The sequence below is a fragment of the Paenibacillus sp. FSL K6-1318 genome (genome assembly GCF_037976905.1).
Classification (GTDB): Bacteria; Bacillota; Bacilli; order Paenibacillales; family Paenibacillaceae; genus Paenibacillus; species Paenibacillus amylolyticus_A.
On the sequence record NZ_CP150270.1, the window covers coordinates 5,762,591 to 5,780,803 of the forward strand.

General features: G+C 46.8%; 19 protein-coding genes. 7 read left to right on the plus strand and 12 right to left on the minus strand.

From position 1 onward, the window contains the following. Positions 1-13: 13 nt before the first annotated feature. From NYE45_RS25715 to NYE45_RS25730, 4 genes are all read left to right on the plus strand, one after another. Positions 14-790 (plus strand): ABC-2 family transporter protein, encoded by a 777-nt coding sequence (locus NYE45_RS25715; protein ID WP_340014510.1) that lies wholly within the window; start codon positions 14-16, stop codon positions 788-790. Continuing rightward, positions 787-1,587 (plus strand): ABC-2 family transporter protein, encoded by an 801-nt coding sequence (locus tag NYE45_RS25720; RefSeq protein WP_340014511.1) that lies wholly within the window; start codon positions 787-789, stop codon positions 1,585-1,587. The genes NYE45_RS25715 and NYE45_RS25720 overlap by 4 nt, the downstream gene beginning before the upstream one ends. Positions 1,588-1,609: 22 nt before the next feature. After that, positions 1,610-2,578, plus strand: a complete 969-nt coding sequence (locus NYE45_RS25725; protein ID WP_340017440.1) for an ATP-binding cassette domain-containing protein — start codon at positions 1,610-1,612, stop codon at positions 2,576-2,578. Positions 2,579-2,674: 96 nt separating this feature from the next. Continuing rightward, positions 2,675-3,352 carry a succinylglutamate desuccinylase/aspartoacylase family protein gene (locus NYE45_RS25730; RefSeq protein ID WP_145152457.1) on the plus strand — a complete coding sequence of 226 codons (678 nt, stop codon included), beginning with the start codon at positions 2,675-2,677 and terminating at the stop codon, positions 3,350-3,352. A gap of 88 nt (positions 3,353-3,440) precedes the next feature. On the opposite strand, the gene NYE45_RS25735 is transcribed toward NYE45_RS25730, so the two are convergent. From NYE45_RS25735 to NYE45_RS25760, 6 genes are all read right to left on the minus strand, one after another. Beyond that, entirely contained in the window at positions 3,441-4,496 is a 1,056-nt protein-coding gene (locus tag NYE45_RS25735) for a serine hydrolase domain-containing protein (protein ID WP_340014512.1), read from the minus strand. Positions 4,497-4,662: 166 nt separating this feature from the next. Beyond that, the gene (locus NYE45_RS25740) at positions 4,663-5,064 is read right to left on the minus strand and encodes a MerR family transcriptional regulator (protein WP_340014513.1); all 402 of its coding nucleotides are present in this window, start codon (positions 5,062-5,064) and stop codon (positions 4,663-4,665) included. A gap of 26 nt (positions 5,065-5,090) precedes the next feature. Then, positions 5,091-6,578, minus strand: coding sequence for a prolyl oligopeptidase family serine peptidase (locus NYE45_RS25745; RefSeq protein WP_340014514.1), 1,488 nt, complete (start codon positions 6,576-6,578; stop codon positions 5,091-5,093). Positions 6,579-6,768: 190 nt separating this feature from the next. Further along, on the minus strand, positions 6,769-7,212 hold the full coding sequence (locus NYE45_RS25750) for a FixH family protein (protein WP_340014515.1): 444 nt from the start codon (positions 7,210-7,212) through the stop codon (positions 6,769-6,771). 19 nt (positions 7,213-7,231) lie between these two features. Next, a complete protein-coding gene (locus NYE45_RS25755; RefSeq protein WP_047841622.1) occupies positions 7,232-7,681 on the minus strand; it encodes a disulfide oxidoreductase in 450 nt (149 codons plus the stop codon). Between the two features lie 187 nt (positions 7,682-7,868). Then, positions 7,869-9,503, minus strand: coding sequence for a copper amine oxidase N-terminal domain-containing protein (locus NYE45_RS25760; protein ID WP_340014516.1), 1,635 nt, complete (start codon positions 9,501-9,503; stop codon positions 7,869-7,871). A gap of 328 nt (positions 9,504-9,831) precedes the next feature. Here NYE45_RS25760 and NYE45_RS25765 point away from each other — a divergent pair, with 328 nt between their 5' ends. From NYE45_RS25765 to NYE45_RS25775, 3 genes are all read left to right on the plus strand, one after another. Then, entirely contained in the window at positions 9,832-10,038 is a 207-nt protein-coding gene (locus tag NYE45_RS25765; protein WP_062836391.1) for a hypothetical protein, read from the plus strand. A gap of 203 nt (positions 10,039-10,241) precedes the next feature. Further along, positions 10,242-11,348, plus strand: coding sequence for a hypothetical protein (locus NYE45_RS25770; protein WP_340014517.1), 1,107 nt, complete (start codon positions 10,242-10,244; stop codon positions 11,346-11,348). 186 nt (positions 11,349-11,534) lie between these two features. Further along, on the plus strand, positions 11,535-11,810 hold the full coding sequence (locus NYE45_RS25775) for a WXG100 family type VII secretion target (RefSeq protein ID WP_340014518.1): 276 nt from the start codon (positions 11,535-11,537) through the stop codon (positions 11,808-11,810). Between the two features lie 56 nt (positions 11,811-11,866). Here the strand turns inward: NYE45_RS25775 and NYE45_RS25780 are convergent, their stop codons facing one another. From NYE45_RS25780 to NYE45_RS25805, 6 genes are all read right to left on the minus strand, one after another. Beyond that, the gene (locus NYE45_RS25780; RefSeq protein ID WP_340014519.1) at positions 11,867-12,136 is read right to left on the minus strand and encodes a DUF4176 domain-containing protein; all 270 of its coding nucleotides are present in this window, start codon (positions 12,134-12,136) and stop codon (positions 11,867-11,869) included. Further along, on the minus strand, positions 12,136-12,834 hold the full coding sequence (locus tag NYE45_RS25785; protein WP_340017441.1) for a hypothetical protein: 699 nt from the start codon (positions 12,832-12,834) through the stop codon (positions 12,136-12,138). Before NYE45_RS25785 ends, NYE45_RS25780 begins: the two co-directional genes overlap by 1 nt. A gap of 51 nt (positions 12,835-12,885) precedes the next feature. Continuing rightward, on the minus strand, positions 12,886-13,848 hold the full coding sequence (locus tag NYE45_RS25790; protein ID WP_340014520.1) for a hypothetical protein: 963 nt from the start codon (positions 13,846-13,848) through the stop codon (positions 12,886-12,888). Between the two features lie 44 nt (positions 13,849-13,892). Next, complete coding sequence (locus NYE45_RS25795) at positions 13,893-14,657, minus strand: hypothetical protein (RefSeq protein ID WP_340014521.1); 765 nt, start codon at positions 14,655-14,657, stop codon at positions 13,893-13,895. A 292-nt stretch (positions 14,658-14,949) separates the two neighbouring features. Next, complete coding sequence (locus NYE45_RS25800) at positions 14,950-15,993, minus strand: hypothetical protein (protein WP_340014522.1); 1,044 nt, start codon at positions 15,991-15,993, stop codon at positions 14,950-14,952. A 97-nt stretch (positions 15,994-16,090) separates the two neighbouring features. Beyond that, positions 16,091-17,806 carry a DUF6138 family protein gene (locus tag NYE45_RS25805; RefSeq protein ID WP_340014523.1) on the minus strand — a complete coding sequence of 572 codons (1,716 nt, stop codon included), beginning with the start codon at positions 17,804-17,806 and terminating at the stop codon, positions 16,091-16,093. Positions 17,807-18,213: the final 407 nt, after the last annotated feature.

The following is an 18,213-nucleotide window of genomic DNA, read 5'->3' on the forward strand; positions in this document are numbered from 1 at the left end:
TCGGAGGTGTCACATGCTTTATTTCACTCTGGCTTCCAAAGCCTACTCCCGGAATCTGCAATACCGCGGGGCACACATGGTACATAACCTGGCAAGCGCCATGTTTGGTTACATGTACGCCTGCCTCTGGATCGGCATCGGGGCCGACCATACGCTCGGGGAATACGGAACACAGGGGATGATCAGTTACATTGCGTTCACCCAATCCTCTCTCTGGATCTCGGGTTTTCTCACGAATGGACTGGGTATTCCCCTATCCGTCAGGACAGGGCAGATCGCACTGGATCTCATGAGGCCTGTTCACCTGTTCACCCACCTGTTGGCTCGCGAATGGGGGCAGATCGCCTACCAGTTCGTGTACAAAAGTATTCCGATCTACCTGCTCTTCTCCATTGTCTTTTCCCTGCATTGGCCCTCAGACGTTTCAACACTGTTCTATGCCGCACTTGGTCTTGCCGGCGCCGCATACTTGTCCATCTGCATGAACTACATCATTGGTGCTACGTCGATGTGGACCACGGAATCTTCCTGGCTTCACTGGGGCAATCACGCCATGATGAATCTGCTGGCTGGTTTCTTCATTCCGCTGGAATGGTTGCCGGACTGGCTGGAACAACTGGCCTGGCTGTCACCCTACCCTTTCCTGCTCTATGTACCTACCCGAATCTACCTTGGTTTCGAAGATGGCTCCTTGCTATGGGGAACCTTGCTTTGGTGTGTCTTCATGACGTTGATCTGTCTTGCGATCACCCAAGTGTTACGTCGTAAAGTGGAGGTGCAGGGCGGATGAAACGAACTTCCTGGTTCAATTTATATAAAATGCTCATTCGAACAAGCATCCGCAGCCGGATGCAATACAAGTTCAATTTCATTATGGCGTCCGTACTGGCCGCTCTAATTCAGATCTCCGAGTTTCTGATGGTTGCTCTGGTGCTGCACAAATTTGGAGCGATTAAAGGCTGGTCCCTCCATGAAATTGGTTATCTTTTCGCCATCATGACGTTATCCAAAACACTGTACCGCACATTCGGAAACGAGGTTCACCATCTGGAAAAATATTTGGTGGGTGGTGAGCTTGATCAACTGTTAACCCGTCCCATGCCCGTATTGCTGGCACTGCTTCCACAAAACTTCCGCATCATGGCTGGAGAAGTCTTGCAAGGCGGGTTTATTCTCTGCTGGTCTCTGGCAGGCATGATGCAGAGCGGACAGATCGGCTGGACTGCCATTCCTTTCTCCCTGTTCATCATCCTGACGGGGGCAGTGATTCTCTTTTCCATCGGACTCGCTACCGCCACACTCGGATTCTGGACCACACGCATCGAGGAATTACAGACGATCACAGAAGATGCAGCACGAACGGCTGCCCAATATCCGCTAACGTTATATCCCAAATGGATGTCCGGCATTCTGCTAACGGTGATTCCAGTGGGATTCGTCAACTACATCCCGTCACTCTACCTGCTGCGGGGTGAAGGAGGAGCGTGGGTTCTAGTTGCTGTTGCGGCGGTAGCCGTACTGAGCTTGGCTGCAAGTCTGCGTTTCTGGCAATTCGGCATGACCAAATATCAAAGTACAGGTAGCTAAGGAGGCGAAACGAATCATGAACATGATCACAGCACGGCATCTGCAAAAGGAATTCAAAACTCCTGTTATTCGCGAAGGACGTTTCTCCGGGTTACGTACGTTATTTTCACGTGAATATGTGTCCAAGGAAGCGGTCCGCGATATCAGTTTTGATATCGGCCCAGGGGAGTTTGTGGGCTACATCGGTCCGAACGGGGCTGGTAAGTCTACCACGATCAAAATGCTGACAGGTATCCTGCACCCAACCTCGGGCGAGGTACGGCTTGGCGGTATGAACCCGCATCAGGACAGGCGCAGAACCGTCGGTCGACTGGGCGTCGTGTTTGGACAGCGCAGCCAGCTCTGGTGGGATCTGCCCGTGAAGGATTCGTATGATATTCTGGCCGAGATGTACGGCGTCCGTGCCGAGGATAAAAAGAAACGGCTGTCCCAGTTCGCCGAGCTGCTGGACCTTGAATCGTTCTGGGCCACGCCTGTCCGGAAGCTTTCGCTTGGACAACGCATGCGTGCGGATCTCGCAGCTTCTATGCTGCATGATCCGGAACTGCTTTTTCTCGATGAACCGACGATTGGACTGGATGTGAACGCGAAGCGGAACATTCGCCAATTTCTACGTACATTAAATGAAACGTTTGGCAAAACGATTTTGCTGACTACACATGACATGGACGACATTGAGCAGTTATGCAGTCGGGTCATGGTGATTAACCATGGTCAACTGACCTATGACGGCACGATTTCGTCACTTCGCGAAACCATCGGACTACCTACGCTGATTCGGGTAACGTACCGAGGATCGTTTCACATCCCGGATGTTGTGTCGTCCGCGATACAGATTACAGGAGTGGAAGGACAGATTGTCACCGTCGAAGTGAACCGGAAGGAATGGAGCACAATGGACATTCTGAAACAGTTGGAGCACTGGGGTGAGATTGAAGATCTAGAGATGAAAGAACCCGATTTTGAAGATATCATTCATCGGGTGTATTAGTCGGCCCATTTTGTGAGGAAATAGGATGAAGACCTGTTCTTACGCCGTTACATGAAAGAGGGACATGGCGTACTGTAATAACGGAGGTGAAGCGTCATGCTTGTGACCAAACATGTACTGGCAGCATCCAGCGCACACGCCACTCCCTATTACATCGTACGTGGCATGATGCCAGGACCAGTGATGTTCATTACATCCGGGGTTCACGGGAATGAAACGGCGAGTATGGCCGCTGCACAAAAGCTCGCAGATGATTGTGCGACGGGTCGTCGTGTCATTCAGCGAGGGCTGCTGATTATCGTGCCACGCGTGAATCAGAAAGCCTACGCAAAGAAAATCAGAGGTAAGCCAGATCTGAATCGTACGTTTCCACGCCGTATGTCGGGCAAGGCCAAGCATCCATTGGCAGCGGCAGTTTTTCAGCTGGCGCGTGAACATCGGGCCGACTGGTGGCTCGATCTGCATGAAGCCAACGGACTTTCCCAGCTTAGTTCGCGAGTGCTTGGACAGACGCTGATTACCAATCCCGGCAGTCGCACCATTCCGGCTTGCAGGAGAGTTATCGAACGGATGAATCGGTCGATTGCGATTCGTGATCGTCATTTTAACCTCAAGCAGCATGAGTTACCGGGATCTGCCCGTACAGCGGCTTCAAGAATATTGCAAGCCCGCTCTGTTACGGTGGAGACCTGCTGGAGTCTGAAACGCTCTACCCGTATCAAGTATCAGACGGAGATTGTGCACCATTTTCTGCGTGAAGCGGGCATGTCATGATTGAGATTATGAAGATAAAACTAAAAAACACCTCGAACAGAGAGCGCCCGAAGTACATTCTCAGGTGCTCTTTGTTCGTGGTGTTTTTTTATCTCTGCATCATGGCTTCCAGAATTTTATTACCCACAGGGTCCAGCGGCATGAGTGGATAAAGGTCTTTTTTAGTTATAAACTTGAATATTGCATCCAGATACTCATCCACAATGGAGGCTGATCCAAAACAATAATTGGACAATAATACGACGCCTATCCCCTGTTGCTTATTTATAGCCAAATAACTGGAGAAACCAAATGTGCTACCGTTATGCCAGAGAATATTCTGATCTGAGATATGATCACTAAACCAGGCGTAATGATGGGTCGAATCTCCAATCATTACAGGCATGTGACTTTGTTGTATTGCAGCGGCTGGAGGATGATCTTCATTCAGATTGGCCTGTACAAATAAACATATATCGTGAAGAGATGACTTGATCGCCCCTGCCCCTTCATGTACACCGGTATCCCAGTGAGGCATCTTTTTCCCCGTTGAGGTATGTCCATCTACAAATCTGCCATTCTGTTCTGCATTCAGCATAACAGCTGTCTCCGTCATCTTTAATGGACCTGTGATATATTTTTTCAGCAGATCGTCATATGTACTGCCTGATACTTTACATAGGATATAACCCAGTAAGCCCACGCCGGTATTGGAATACTCAAATGGACCCATCTGATCCGTAAAGTCAGCATCGGATAAAAAAGCAAGTAAATCATCCTCCGTATAATTTGAAAACGGATTGTATCGATTTTTCTTCGAAGAGAGGTTTGTAGCCATTCCAGGTAATCCAGAGGTATGCGTAGCAAGACTTTTTAAGGTAACCTTATTCAAATAATCATTTTTACCGTTGTGTATGTACTTGCCAACCGTGTCATCCGTGGAAAGCTGCTGTTGACGTTCCAATTCTAATAGAAGGATCGATGTAAAAAGCTTAGTTACAGAGCCGATTTCGAACAATCTGTGTTCGGGAGCAGCCTTGCTCTTCTTTTGGGGATTGCCTACCGAATGATATTCGATATCACCCTTTGTAATTATGCCAATCTCAAGATGCAGATGTTTCTTTCCCTTGATGTAATCGGATACAAAATCTTGTAAATCCCTCATAGAAAATGTTACTCCTTTTGGTGTAAATTTCATGATTGGAATATTGAAATTACGATAACCACTTTACTTTGGCTTTGGCAAACTTCACTATGTATTCGTTTAAAACTTCCGATTCCCTGCTCGATAGCCAACGCTTGTTTTCTCCTAGACAGGAAAAGAGCCGCGATTACGGCTCTTTCTTTGTCACTCTGAACGACTGAATATAGTTGTGAATATCCTCTTCTGGCGTCTTAAGCAATCTGGCCAGATGAATCTGCATCTGTTCCAGGTGATCGATATGCTTCTGAATATCAGCAATTCGGTCAGAAACGAGTGTTTTTAACGTATCACTTTCCATATCTTCCTGGCTGAGCAGTTGCAGGGTCTCTTGTATTTCCTTTAAGGAGTAACCCAGCAGCTGGGCATCCTTAATGAACTTAATTTTGACAAGATAATCCTCGGTATAGACCCGGTATCCGTTGGAGGAACGACGGGGAGCAGGCAGAATCCCGCTATCCTCATAATAACGGAGAGTTGCCATACTCACACCGGTACGCTTGGCCAAAGTTCCTCTTGTCATGGTTTCCATGCCTACGCCTCCACCCTTCTGCGGATTTATTGTGTTTGTTCGTTGCGTATCTTAGTATATGTGGCATCATAGGTGACCTCGGGAAATTGCACTGAAGAACCTTGCAGCAATGGCTGCTCTTCCCCTTTCAGATAACGGTCAAAGAATGCCAGCGCATAGGATCTGGTTATATCCACATTATGTTCTGGCGTCATGCCTCTGGCAAATAGTTTCGGTGAAATTAATGAAATATCCGTAAAGCTTTGATGGAAGAAATTCTCCACCGTCAGATAATAGGTATCATTCAGACTACTCGTCATCACTCGATCAAGATCAGGCTCAAACTCGGGGTAAAACACTTTATCTTTGGACGAAGCATTCGGATCGAAACTTTTGGCCGTTCCACCCGACATGATATACATAAACGGCTGTTTCAGGGCTGTCGTGGATACTTTTCCCCAGAATCCGCCTTCCAGGCTAAGCCCTGCTTGGAATCGTTCATCCTGCGCCAGTGCTTCCGCTGTCGTTGCCCCACCATAAGAGTGTCCCATGATGCCCACATGATCCAGATCAAGCTTGCCTTCGAGCAATTGATTCGGGTCATGTGAATTCCACTGGGTAAGCGTATCAAGCACAAAGCTTGCATCAGCTGCACGGATACCTATGCCTTCTACATTATATTGATACAATTCCTCTGACGTTGCAAAATCTGGGTCGGCCTCATAGGAGACTATACGTCCATCGGGAAATGTCACTCGTGCTGACGTATACGGGTGATCTATACCCACCACAATATAACCGTGGCTCACCAGCTCCTCAATCATTGTCATACTCTGAAAGCGGGCTGAGCGGATACCCGGCGAGAATAGCAAAACCGGATACTTGCTCTGGATGGCGGATATCTCAGCTCCTTGAACCACATGTGTTGGAATGGTATCCAGATAACTGAATACCTGAGACGGAATGCCAAACACCAGACTGATCGCTTCTCCCAGCTCACTGGGGTAATGCTCTATCGGCAACCCTTGGGCGGCCTTCTGATCTACTGGGTACCACACATTAATCATAAGTTCACGCTTGTCTCCTGCCTCGGATGTTCTGGTCTCTTCGCGAGATTCATCTACCAGGTATTGAGAGAACGTGCCAATCGCAAATGTGCCGGTTGGTTCAGGCATCGTAAAGGCAGGTAACAGCCAAGTCAGTATGATTGAACCTGCACTGAAAGCCAGAACCAGAATCGATGCCAGCGTCATCTTAATCCATGAACGACGGTTGGATTTCTGTGCGCTCTGAACATAACGGCCACTGCGGTATGATTTCATGCGTTGAATGATTAACGTTATGAATAATACAAGTCCAACAAGATACGTTGGTATCATCTGCACGCGAAATGAATTGATTAAGCCATGCAGAAGCACTGCCAGGACCAGAGCTGAGAGTATCCCCACTGTCATTGCCCGGCGCTTCGGAAACACCAGCATAAGTACCGTAGCAGCTACGGTTACCAATACCAAAATCCATTCTAAAATTCTCATTATTCATCCTCCAATATTCCTTGATGAATCAAGAATAAACCTTGAAGTATACTTCAAGGTCAAGGCTGAATATATGAACGAAAAATGGATGAAGCAAGCCAATTGAAACACTTTGAAACACCCGGTGAATATCCCCTACATCCAGCCCGAATGCACTTGTACGGTATATTCATCGGGTGACCACAAATGACTATTCTACGGTTACCTTTGTTCGAGGCATGGTATGCATCGCTCCTGAAGTCACATGCGCCTGCACGACGTACACTCCGGGTTCCTGAAACACATGCTTCACTTCATATATACCATCGCCTATAGATACAGCCTTCGTCGCTCCCCGAGATTCAAGCTCTTCGGCACTCATCATTCCTTCATCGATTGAAGGTGCTTCGGGTTCATCCTGTTCATTCCATACCTGAAACTGTACATGATCCGCATCATTTACAGGCTGTTCTCCCTGTGTCAGCTTGATCTGCAAGGCAACCTCTTCATTCACTTTCGCCTTATCCGGCATCATGAGTTTCACCCGGATCATCTCCGGCATCTCCCCGGAAGCAGACTGTTCCTCATAGGAGCAGCCAGCGACCAAAAGGATCAGCACCAGGAAGGGCGTGAACCAACGAGCTTGTCCGCTCATCACCATCTTTCCTTTCTTATCAAGAAGATTTTGGTGTTTTGCCGATACCCCACAGCATCACGATGATGATAATAAAGGCAATCAGTGCCAATAGCGGAATGGTGATAAATCCAAACCAGTTCAAATAGTCGGTATAACATGGAACCTTTCCGCACGCCACAGCATTACCTGTAGCCGAAAAAATACGCTGGATCGTTACATGGTATAACGAAATGCCGCCACCGACGAAACTAAGTGGGAGCACGTATTTCGTGATGCCCACGTCATCCTTAAAGTAGGCAATGCCCAGCAAGATCGTTAGTGGATACATGAATATGCGCTGGTACCAGCACAGATCACATGGAAGAAAGCCCTTGATCTCACTGAAATAGAGACTGCCCCCTGTGGCAATAACGGAAACGGCCCAGGCAACAAATAACCGGGTATCCACATTTCTCGCTGGACGCTCCGATTTTGATGATGTACTCATTCCTCTGTCCCCCTTTTCATTTTCCTTATACCAAATATCATACCTCATTCTAGACTCCATCGGCTATTCAAGCTGTTATGTAGGTCATTACTCGATGATTATACCAAATTTTTGAACTTTTGGGTGAATGCAAAAAAGCTGCCGTATGGGGCAGCTCTTTTGTTTGATTCATATAAAAAACGTTGGATTACATGGATTTAGTCAGGGTAATGGAACCATCTTTTTGTGCCCATTTCACGTCCCAGTTCAGAAGTTCAGCAATGAAACGCAGGGGTACTTGCGTACGTCCATCTTTGTTTACAAATACAGTTGATCCCACATTTTTCTTCACGCCGTTCACTTCCATAACGTTGTTGTTCACCCAGAATTCAAGGGTATCATCGCCAGCCATTACCGTTACTTGTTGTGCTTTTTTGTCCCATTTCACTGTTGCACCAATACCTTCACTCAGGAAGCGCAGTGGAATGTATGTTGTGTTTTTCCAAAGTACTGGTGTTGTGTCCATGTTGGTTGTTTTGTCGTTAATTTTCAGCATTTTGCTGTTCAGTTGCATCCATACTGTTGTCATTTCCGGTGCTGGTGCAGGTGTTGTTGGCTCTTGGAATTTGTCATTGAATTGAGTCACGATAGCGTTACCCAAGGCTTGACCTACACCGAACATCACTTTGAAGCCTTCACGATTCGTTGTGTAAGAAGCATCATAGTTGCCTGCTGCATATTGATTTAATACGTTTTGTACTTGATTCTCATGCGTTGTCAGGGCTTGTTGTCCTGCTGCTTTTGGCAGATTGCCAGCTGTTGCCGAATCCAGGAATGTAGCAAACTCTGTTGTGAATCCATCAATACGTTTCTCTACTGCTGCACGAGCCGTAGCATCGTTGTTTTTAACGGCTTTTACATAGTCGCTTTGTGCATTAACGTGGTTGGTTACCCAAATTTTCTCGAATGCATTGGCACCATCGTTGCCGTAAACGGAAGCAATCGCTGCTTTGAAGTCAGCTGTGTTTCCAGCTTCAGCTGTAACCAGTGCGTTGGAGGCTGCTGTGCGTCCATCGAATTCCTCTTGCATTTGCAGAGCCGAGAGCGCAAAGTGCTCGGATGCCAAGTGGTTAAGTGCAGATCTCAGATCAGCTGCTTTCGTATCCGCTTTGGTATTTTCGAACTTCTCAGGCATTTGTGTAGTAATGGCTGTGGAGAGTGCCTTACTTACGTCGAACATTTCTTTGAAACCTTCACGGTAAGCCTTGTATGCATCAGCATAATCTCCAGCTACATACTCATCGAATACTTTTTGCACGAGATCTTCATGTACTTGCAGCGCCTGTTTGGCTGCTGCTTTTGGCAATTTACCTTCGGTAGCTGTGCTCAGGAATGTGGAGAACTCATCCACGAAACCGTTGATGTTTGCCTGTGCTTGTTTGATGCCGGCCTGGTTGCCCATTTTGGTTGCTTTCACCAGATCATCTGTGTATTTGTTATGAGCGCGGAAGATGCGTTCGAATTCTTTGGCACCTGCGTCACCGTATAGGGAAGCGATTGCCGGTTGCATATCCAGTGCATTCTGGTCGAGTGCTTTGTAGGCTGCATCTGCATCTTTTGCTCCGTCATAGGCTTTCGCCATTGCCGTTACTGCGAGTGCAAAGTGCTCGGACAACAGGTGGTCCAGGTTCGCTCTCAGGTCAGCTGCAGGTGTGTTCACGGATGCTTTCATCATTGTCATCGGTGTCTGTGGTGCGGAAGCTGCTCCAGCGATCCCCGGCATCAACAGTGTCAAGCTAAGTACAGGTGCGATAAACTTCTTCATTTTCATTTTCATTTTCATTACGTGTTCACTCCTCGATTATGTTTTGTGTATAATTTCTTTCCTTGTCGTCGTCTTCATAGGGTGTAACGCAGGGTTCTCTATTCTGGATCACTCTGTGGGCAAAAAAAATCGCAGCTTTCAGTGAAGAAAGCCACGAATGCCTGTTGTATCAAGGTTTTTTAGGATTAAAAAAATATAAAATTGCAGTGATCTTTCCTATCCGAGACGATATACCTTCTGTAAGATAGGCACTTCATTTCCCTTTATTTCTCAATTAAAGCTTACATCAAAGGTTAACCTGAAGTACAATGAAGAGAATCATATTATTCGTGAAGGAGGTCAATTCATGACCTGGTTGCCTTATGTTTTAATTGTGGGTATCGCCTTATTTGGAGGTGTTGCTACCATGATCATCGGAAATTCCAAAGCCAATCAGACCAGTAATCCCGAATATGATCGCCGTACAAAGCAAAACCTCAGTAAACTTTCCTATGTATATGTTGGTGCGATAGTACTTGGTTTTGGCGGACTAATCCTCTATCTTTTTAACTAAAATGTTTCGATTCGGCAAAGAATACGTTCAAACATGTTGAGCAGCCTCAAGTTTCGTTCTACATTTTCCATATACATGCACATGTTTACAAGTTGGAGATAATTCAGAATTATTCTGGATATGTTCGGGGTTTAATATAAAGCCATAAGGGACAGCGAGCCCATAAAAACATAATAAACCCCAACTTGAAGGAGAGATATATGATGAAAAAAAACATGAAGAAATCTGTAGCAACGATGATGGTACTGGGCATGACTTTAACAGGAGCAACGGGCGTATTCGCAGGAACGCAGCTGGAAAAAATCTCTGCATACCTTAACCATGGAATCAGCTTTAATGTTGATGGCGCGGCTTACTCACCAACGGATGGCAATGGCAACAAGCTTGCGCCAATTACCTATAACAACTCCACTTATCTGCCTGTACGTGCGATTGCCGATGCGTTGCATGTACCTGTATCCTATGATGGCAAAAAAGGACAGGTCATTATTGGCCAAGCGACAAGCAATCCATCAACTCTAACGAATGTAACGTATAGCGCAGCACAAAAAGAGGCCATTCAAAAGGCTTTTGCACAGTTCGATGGGTTCGAGACAGCTTATGCACCTCAGCAGATGATCGCAGGTGACACGTTCAAAAGTGTAGGTGCGGGTGGCGATGGCGTCAGCTTTGTTTTCAACCATATGAAAGTGGATGTGTCTCCAAGAGATTATTCAGACGGCTATACGAGCAAAGACGTGAAACTGTCCAATGGCGTCATCGCCAAATGGTACACACCAGATCAAACGGGCATGCTCACATTCCAACTGGATGATCGCTACGTTACACTTAGCTCACCGGATCATAAGCTGAGCCAAGCTCAGCTGCAACAAGTCGCTGTCTCTGTTCAGAAGGCGACTGGCAACAATGATCAAGGAATCACTGCATTCGCTGATGTGAACTATAGCAAGCAACAATTGGATAACATTCGCAAGGCATTTGCGAAGTTTGACGGGTTCACAACCGCCTATGCTCCACAACATATGGTTGCTGGAGATATGTTCAAAAGCGTAGGTGCGGGTGGTGATGGTGTAAACTTTGTTTTCAATCGCATGAATGTAACGGTATCCCCTAAAGACTACTCGTTCAGCTATGATGGCAAAACGGTAAAACTGCCTAATGGCGTATCAGCCAAATGGTATACACCAGACCAAACGGATATGCTCACGTTCAAGCTGGATGATCGTTATGTAACACTCAGCTCGCGGAATAACCAATTGACTCACAATCAACTGGAGCAAATGGCGGTATCTGTACAGAAAGTGAAATAAATAAAAAAGAACACACATCACTTCGGTCCCACTCTATAAGCTGGGGCTGATTGATGTGTGTTTTGTACTATGAAGACGCGCTAAATTGTTCTGAAAACAAGGCTTTCGTCCAGCTTCATTTTGAAAAGGATGGGGTTATAATGGTATGTAAAGTATCTTATAACCGAACGAAACGGAGTGGACATCATGAACCAACGCATTGATCTGTCCCCAGAAGAACTGCAACAATTGGCAGGTGAGTTCAATAAGGCATCGCAAAATGGACAAGATATTCTGGCCCAACTCAAAACGATGATTGATCAGTCTGAGGGGCAGTGGGAAGGAGAACGCCAGCGGGAGTTTCTCGGGCGTATGAATGACAGTATGACGAACATAAGTCACTATTTACGCGGTTTACAGGAGACTGGCACCAGTCTTCAGCAGACAGCGACGCGTTTCCGTGAAACGGATCAGTCACGTTAGGACTGATCCGTTTATTGGCATTTCCTCATATGTAGAACCAACCTTTACAACTCGGGTTACTTACGCTCCAGTTCCGCCGTGAATGTTTCCTCCTCCTGATCCACATATCCTCTGAAAATGATCTCTTCAATATCTTCGTGATTGAATACATACGTATAATCCGGATTAATGTAACCCTCAGGGTATAGACAGCCAATATAATCAAATTGACGGGGGGGTTCTGTCATTAACATCTGCTTGCGTCCATAGATAACAAGCTTTTTGGTACCTTCTTTTAAGCGAATAACAGACCCATTGGGCAGTAAGGTAGATGTTCCTTTGTCCATCATGTAGTCTTCCTCTCTGTATTCTGTTTTGTATTGTCGGCTTCCACAGGTGTGTTCAGTACGCGGCGAAGCCAGTAGTACCGATGTATGTCCATAATAAAATGAAATACAACAAAGGCCAGCATGATATACACACTCATGAGCACAACAGCAACCGTCTGTTCTGTAACAAAGGCCAGAGAAATATTGGCCAGCAGATAACCACCGCCAGTCAGCATAGTCAGCGTCGCAACAGGCATGCGAGCGCCCTTATCGGACTTTTGCCTGTTAGGTGACTGCTTCAATCTGTTGATGTGAACCTTCGCATACTGAAAGAATGCAAAACCGTATACGACAAACGAACCGATCGCATACCATGGCGTTGTGAGGCCTAACATGCCGTAGGCAAACTTTTGAATAATTATCATAAAGCCCAATGAACATACGATGCCAAATACACCTCGAAACAGGACGTAATTCAATTGCAACCTGCGGGGAGCCACAATCAGAGCAATGGCCCATACATTCATCACTACCAGTGGCGGGAGCAGTAAATATGCATACAACGGCTGAAACGGAACACTGAACACTGGGATGAGCAGGAATACATTGAGGAAGAAAAGAACGAGCGTACCTGCGCTGAAACGAATTCCATCCACGGCGTATACCGCAAGATAGTTCTCGAATGCATCCCGGTTGTAGGATGTTCCCTCATACACGGCAGATTCGGAAGTATTGGATGTCTTGGTAGTTCGTTTATGACTTCCCATCTACTTGAACCACCCGGAAACCGTAGACCAGGCTTTCTTCGCTCCATGTTTTACAACATCCTTCACGGAGTCATCCTGCCCATCGCCATCCAAATCCATATTCATGGTTACTCCTTCTGCAAGATACGTCAGACCGACGGATACACCCAAGCCGACCGCACCTACTGCCAGTACAGGCGCCGCCGCAGGCAGAATGGCCGCTGCCAAGAGAGTTGCTCCCACCGTTGTTGCCCCACCGACCACAACGTTACCGATGATATCTCCAGCAATCTTGTCACCGGACGCATTCTGACTGATGTTCTCCTGCGTATCCGTAAATACATCAATACCAACACTGGCCCAACCCAGTTTGTCCGTTAATGCCGATTTGACTGCATAACCCGGCTTCATCATCGAGGCGATTTCCTTAATTTGAGGTGTAGCTGTTCCGTTCGCTATTTTGGCTTCAATGTCTCGGACATAATGGATTTTGTAGTCCCTTGGTCTGCCGTTCACCAACGGATTACCTTTCACTGAATCATAGCTTTCGCGAACCAAAATACGTGGCGTGTTTCGGTTCAGCTCCTGCTTGACCATATAACCGTTTTTCACTCGATATCCCAGTTTGGCGACAGCCGCAGCAGCGGTTAGTGTACCTACTGTGCTTCCGGGTCCATCAAATGGTGCGAGCAAATTAACACCCGTAACACCAAATGTCCCACCCGATTGATCCTCCTGTTCCATCTTCTCACGAGTAGTCTTTACATACGCAGCCAGCTGCTGCATGCTCTGTCCAGCAGTCTGAAACCGCTGTTGATGTGTCTGGTACAGACCAATAATGGTCTGTCGATTCCCCGACTGCCAGGCTGCTCCCTGAATGGCGTGTTGCAGAACACTATCCACCTGCTGCAGCTGTGCCGTCACCTGTTCAATCTGCTGTGCGAGTGAATTCAGATAGTCTGCCTTCATGACAATTTTGGTCAACTGGATCCCCCCTTGGTTACATCTATGTATGGCTCATGTCGGACTTAAACTCCGGACAGTACGGATAACGATCGGGTCGTTAGCAGAAACAGGCTTTGCACCAACTCTTCTTCCGTTACCTTGAAAGCTGTAAATAAACCGTTCTCTTCCCCCTCAAGGAACAACCAGTTACCGTGGATACTGCCTATAAAATAAATGGTTTGTGGCTGTCCGTCCCTTCCTCGAGTATATACCTCGAACTGCCCCCACTTCTCAAGCGTGGCAAAGCCTTCAGCCAATGTCTGCATTAACGCTTGATCCAGATGCTGGTCCTCTTGCAAAAGAGATTCGAACTTCTCCAGGGCTGAATCGACTGCCAACGCGGACAGATGCTTTAACGTTTCTCCCTGTATAAGTGTAAGAATCGTATCGTGTGATTGAGGGTTCACATTGGATACTGCTGGGTCGGGTAGTTCAATCCGATTCCCCATGATCTGAAACATTTCTTCCAATTCATCAAAAGAAGTCAGTACCGCCTGATCTTGTGCAGGTTTCCAGACCCACTCAACCATCTGCATGCCTGACAAAAATCCATAGGTCACCGATGATTGCCCATCTGCTGCACGCAGATCGAGTCGGGTTATTGCACTGCTGAGCTTACAGCCCATAAGCAAGTTATGTACTTCCGGATCGATGGTCATTTGCTTGTTATCCAATTCAATAACACCATCTTCAACTAAACCTGCGAGAATCTGTTCATAGGTACGTTCGACCTGTAATGCAGGATCATTCAGATCCGTGAGAAGCTGATCCGCTTCCGGAATATTCATTATTTGAAACAGAAACAAGGCCTCACGGCCGGAACACTGAAACGATGTATATGAAGACAAAGTCATTCCCCTTTTCCAAGTGATCAATATAAAGAGGTGGCGAAAGATTCTATTATTTTATTGTAAAAGGAACCTTGGCTGGGCTCAATGCGCCCCCACTCCTGATGTGAGACGTTAAGCCTGATTATATTTACCCAAAAAAATAGCCAAGGCACAGCAATGATGCTGAACATGGGCTATTTTTTGGCATATTTACGCTCAATCGGAAAACAAATGCTTTATCACCAGTTTCCTATTCATGGATATCAGTTAAACGAACAACCCTGCGATAGTACATCGCATCCATCAGATCCTCCCAGTCGAGTTCACTGGCATTAACGTCTCGATAATATACCGCAGCAGCAGGCAAGAAACCAACCAGAGGTCCTGTTCCACCACATATCAGGCTCCCGCCGTCTCCGCCTTTGGGCATCACATCCCCAGCCGAATCCAGTGTAAGCTCATACTTGTAGGGATCACCGGCAAATTGCACTCCGAAGAAATTCGGCAGTTCTAGATCATAAGGACGATCATCCTTTTCTTCAACCCGTGAAGAGGCCGTCTCTGCCGATCCATCCACAATCTCATCCACGCCTTCCAGATTTCCAAAATGTTTCAATCTCATCGTATAGTCGAAGCTGTCACCCCAAGGAAATAACGTGCGACAACCGCCGCCATAGATATACTCCCATTCGTCTTCGGTCAGCAAATCAAAACCCGCCGCAGCTTCCTCCCTCACGACGTCTTCCAGTTCGATTCCTTCGTTGAACCACAGGATTCGAACTCCATTCTCACTTTGGCGAATCAGACGAAATTGTTGATTCAATTCATATTCACGTATTTCCGATTGCTTAAACTGCTCCAGTGCTGCGGGGAAATCAGGATCTTCCTGTGCAAATGCTTCCTCCTCGGACACTTCAATCCAGCCAAGCGAGATCAGTTCGCATTCCACGAGCATCGGCGCAATAGTAACTTCTCTCACAGGTGACATCTGACTCGCCAAGAAAGAATCCACTTCCTCCACACCATATTCACTGACCGTTTCATGCAGGTCGGTTGAGGTCTCTTCATTCATTCCATGCTGCCAACGATCCCAGCCGAGCGTTACCCGATCCCCAGGCACAAACACAAATCTTAGCCCATCCTCCGTAAATACACCTGTCTGAATTCGCTGACCGAATCGTTCAAATGTTTCAAGTCCCTCATATGCCATATCATCCGGTAACTGACGGACAAGCTTACGCATCCATTCTTCTTTGTCCTGAGTATTCAACGCCTGCCACATGTCTCGTCTCAATGTCTCTACAACTTCCCCCACCTTTCCTTACGCACTTTCACTTCTCTAAAATGCTTTACTAGCTGGCAAAGCACAATCTTACTTGTGTTTTACATCTTCATTTCCCTGCCGCCTGCAACAGTTCCAGCAATAATTCCTTCCGTCTTCCCTCCGCTTTGCGAGCAAGCGTTGAGAGCTTCTCCACCTTGCCAAAGATCGGATAGAGTACACGTTCCACTTCATAATGCTCATGTTTTTGAATCTGTCTAACCAACAGTTCGAGTATTTCCTCATTCTCCAGCACGGGCTGAATCTTCAGCTTCAGACTGTCGGTCGAACGACGCAAGCTGGCAACTAACGCAGGTACTGAATGGGACGTTACACCCTGTTTTTCTACAAATGCAGAAATGAACTTATCCTGAATTAACTGGTGCTCATCATCCACTTCACCCATGTAATATTCAACCAGCGGGAAATACCGCTCATCCATGAGCCCCAGCCCAAAGGTTGCATAACTGCCTGGCATACAACTCTTCTCTCCCTCGGTATCCTCATAAAACTCAAACTCCTGGATAGCCTCACGCGCATACTCTTCCAGGAGTGGATGTAACTCCGGGTATTCCAGTGCATTGGCAAAGAATCGGTGCGTATCCGACTTCGCGAGTCCTTTGATCGGCAAATACTGCTTTACGCCAGATTTGAGCTTGATCTTATAACCTTTCGGAAAGCCCTGCTTCAATAAATGAGTGATAAAGGTAAGTGCCTGCTGATAGGCAGCCGACTCTTCCTTACGAATATGAATGGTCATGAGGGCAAATACATCATTTGCTTTGCATTCCACTTCTTCCGTTTTCACATAAATATCGTCCTTCGCATACGTCCCGCTACCTTCTGTCATCATACGTGCCGCACGTTTGCTACCGAGTTGCTTCGCAAGTTCCAAGAAAGTCACACCTTTGGGCTTGCTATAACTTGGCTCAAAACGCAGAATCATGACCGCCGCGTATAACAGCAGATCGATTGGTTGAGTATCGGATGTTTGCGCCTTCCCAGTCTCGTCCGAATGTTGGCCTGCCTGTGTTTCGTTGTTCGATTGAAGCGTTGCTCCGGATTTAAGCGAATATTCATTGGTACGATAAGCCGAGAACTGCACATCATAATACTGTGGCAAAAACTGATTCTCCGTCCATGCCGTCACCGCACGAGTAATCTCACCACGATGTTCCGCAAGTGCATCCGGACGCTCCTGATTCAACGCTTGAATCCGGTCATACTGCCTGATGGTCCATGCTACATCCAACTCCGGGAACAGCTTTGGATCGAGCAGATGACTCGTCAAAAAGAAGGATTCCAATGGCTTCGTTGGGTATGTACTGTTCTCCAGATTCTTGTCTACATAGGTATGAATACGCTCAAGGAGCAGCTGTCTTTTCTCTTCATTAATATATTCCAGTAACGTCAATTGCAGCTTACCTTCGGTTGTTGGGAATTTCCCACGAAAGGTAAATCGATAGTCAATCAACGGAGTATCTGCCAGCTTGTCCAATCTAGCTTGGACAACCTCTACAAGCTTAGGCCCGATCTCATTACGTACCTGCTCCTCGGTAAAGGCTACTGCCTGCTTTGATTTCACATCATCATCCAAACCCAGATCCAGGCTGTCTACCGTGGTCCGTCCAAGTTTGTAATCCAGCACAATATCATTAACAATACCCATTTGCAGCGTGGTTCGCTTCACAACACTTTCCAAGTCATCCCGCTTTTCCTGTTCATCAAACCATTCATGAATCGTCGTTATCATCTCTTCCATCGCCTGATCATAAAGTGTACTCATCTAATCTCCTGCCTTCCCATGCATCTTATGATGTTCATCAACCACACTTGAACCTCTATGAATCCCGGATCAATCCGGGGCGTCTATGTTATAAATACGCATTGATGTTCGCATACTACCTATTATTTTACTCTCTCAAGTACACCCGGAACAATAAGGCTTACGCACGGTTGTTCGTGGGGCGTGTCTTAGAACTCCGAAAGGAGCAGATTTTGCCGAATTTTCGTTCCAGGCAAGGAACTTTTTCGCAGGCGTACCGGGGGTACGTCAAGAGAAAGTGACGCAGCAGGGGGCGAAATGGCGGTGAAAGATGTCCTTAAGTGAGATTTAAGACACGCCCTAGTCAAAGAGATCTACGGATTCCTTTCATATCTATGTATGCTCTCGCTATCATTATCCCGAAGTTG

What these genes read in the sequence shown, in the direction of transcription:
- NYE45_RS25715 (WP_340014510.1), top strand. Translation starts at nt 14, where the DNA reads ATGCTTTATTTCACTCTGGCTTCCAAAGCCTACTCCCGGAATCTGCAA.
- NYE45_RS25720 (WP_340014511.1), top strand. Translation starts at nt 787, where the DNA reads ATGAAACGAACTTCCTGGTTCAATTTATATAAAATGCTCATTCGAACA.
- NYE45_RS25725 (WP_340017440.1), top strand. Translation starts at nt 1,610, where the DNA reads ATGATCACAGCACGGCATCTGCAAAAGGAATTCAAAACTCCTGTTATT.
- NYE45_RS25730 (WP_145152457.1), top strand. Translation starts at nt 2,675, where the DNA reads ATGCTTGTGACCAAACATGTACTGGCAGCATCCAGCGCACACGCCACT.
- NYE45_RS25735 (WP_340014512.1), bottom strand. Translation starts at nt 4,496, where the DNA reads ATGAGGGATTTACAAGATTTTGTATCCGATTACATCAAGGGAAAGAAA.
- NYE45_RS25740 (WP_340014513.1), bottom strand. Translation starts at nt 5,064, where the DNA reads ATGGAAACCATGACAAGAGGAACTTTGGCCAAGCGTACCGGTGTGAGT.
- NYE45_RS25745 (WP_340014514.1), bottom strand. Translation starts at nt 6,578, where the DNA reads ATGAGAATTTTAGAATGGATTTTGGTATTGGTAACCGTAGCTGCTACG.
- NYE45_RS25750 (WP_340014515.1), bottom strand. Translation starts at nt 7,212, where the DNA reads ATGAGCGGACAAGCTCGTTGGTTCACGCCCTTCCTGGTGCTGATCCTT.
- NYE45_RS25755 (WP_047841622.1), bottom strand. Translation starts at nt 7,681, where the DNA reads ATGAGTACATCATCAAAATCGGAGCGTCCAGCGAGAAATGTGGATACC.
- NYE45_RS25760 (WP_340014516.1), bottom strand. Translation starts at nt 9,503, where the DNA reads ATGAAAATGAAAATGAAAATGAAGAAGTTTATCGCACCTGTACTTAGC.
- NYE45_RS25765 (WP_062836391.1), top strand. Translation starts at nt 9,832, where the DNA reads ATGACCTGGTTGCCTTATGTTTTAATTGTGGGTATCGCCTTATTTGGA.
- NYE45_RS25770 (WP_340014517.1), top strand. Translation starts at nt 10,242, where the DNA reads ATGAAAAAAAACATGAAGAAATCTGTAGCAACGATGATGGTACTGGGC.
- NYE45_RS25775 (WP_340014518.1), top strand. Translation starts at nt 11,535, where the DNA reads ATGAACCAACGCATTGATCTGTCCCCAGAAGAACTGCAACAATTGGCA.
- NYE45_RS25780 (WP_340014519.1), bottom strand. Translation starts at nt 12,136, where the DNA reads ATGGACAAAGGAACATCTACCTTACTGCCCAATGGGTCTGTTATTCGC.
- NYE45_RS25795 (WP_340014521.1), bottom strand. Translation starts at nt 14,657, where the DNA reads ATGAATATTCCGGAAGCGGATCAGCTTCTCACGGATCTGAATGATCCT.
- NYE45_RS25805 (WP_340014523.1), bottom strand. Translation starts at nt 17,806, where the DNA reads ATGAGTACACTTTATGATCAGGCGATGGAAGAGATGATAACGACGATT.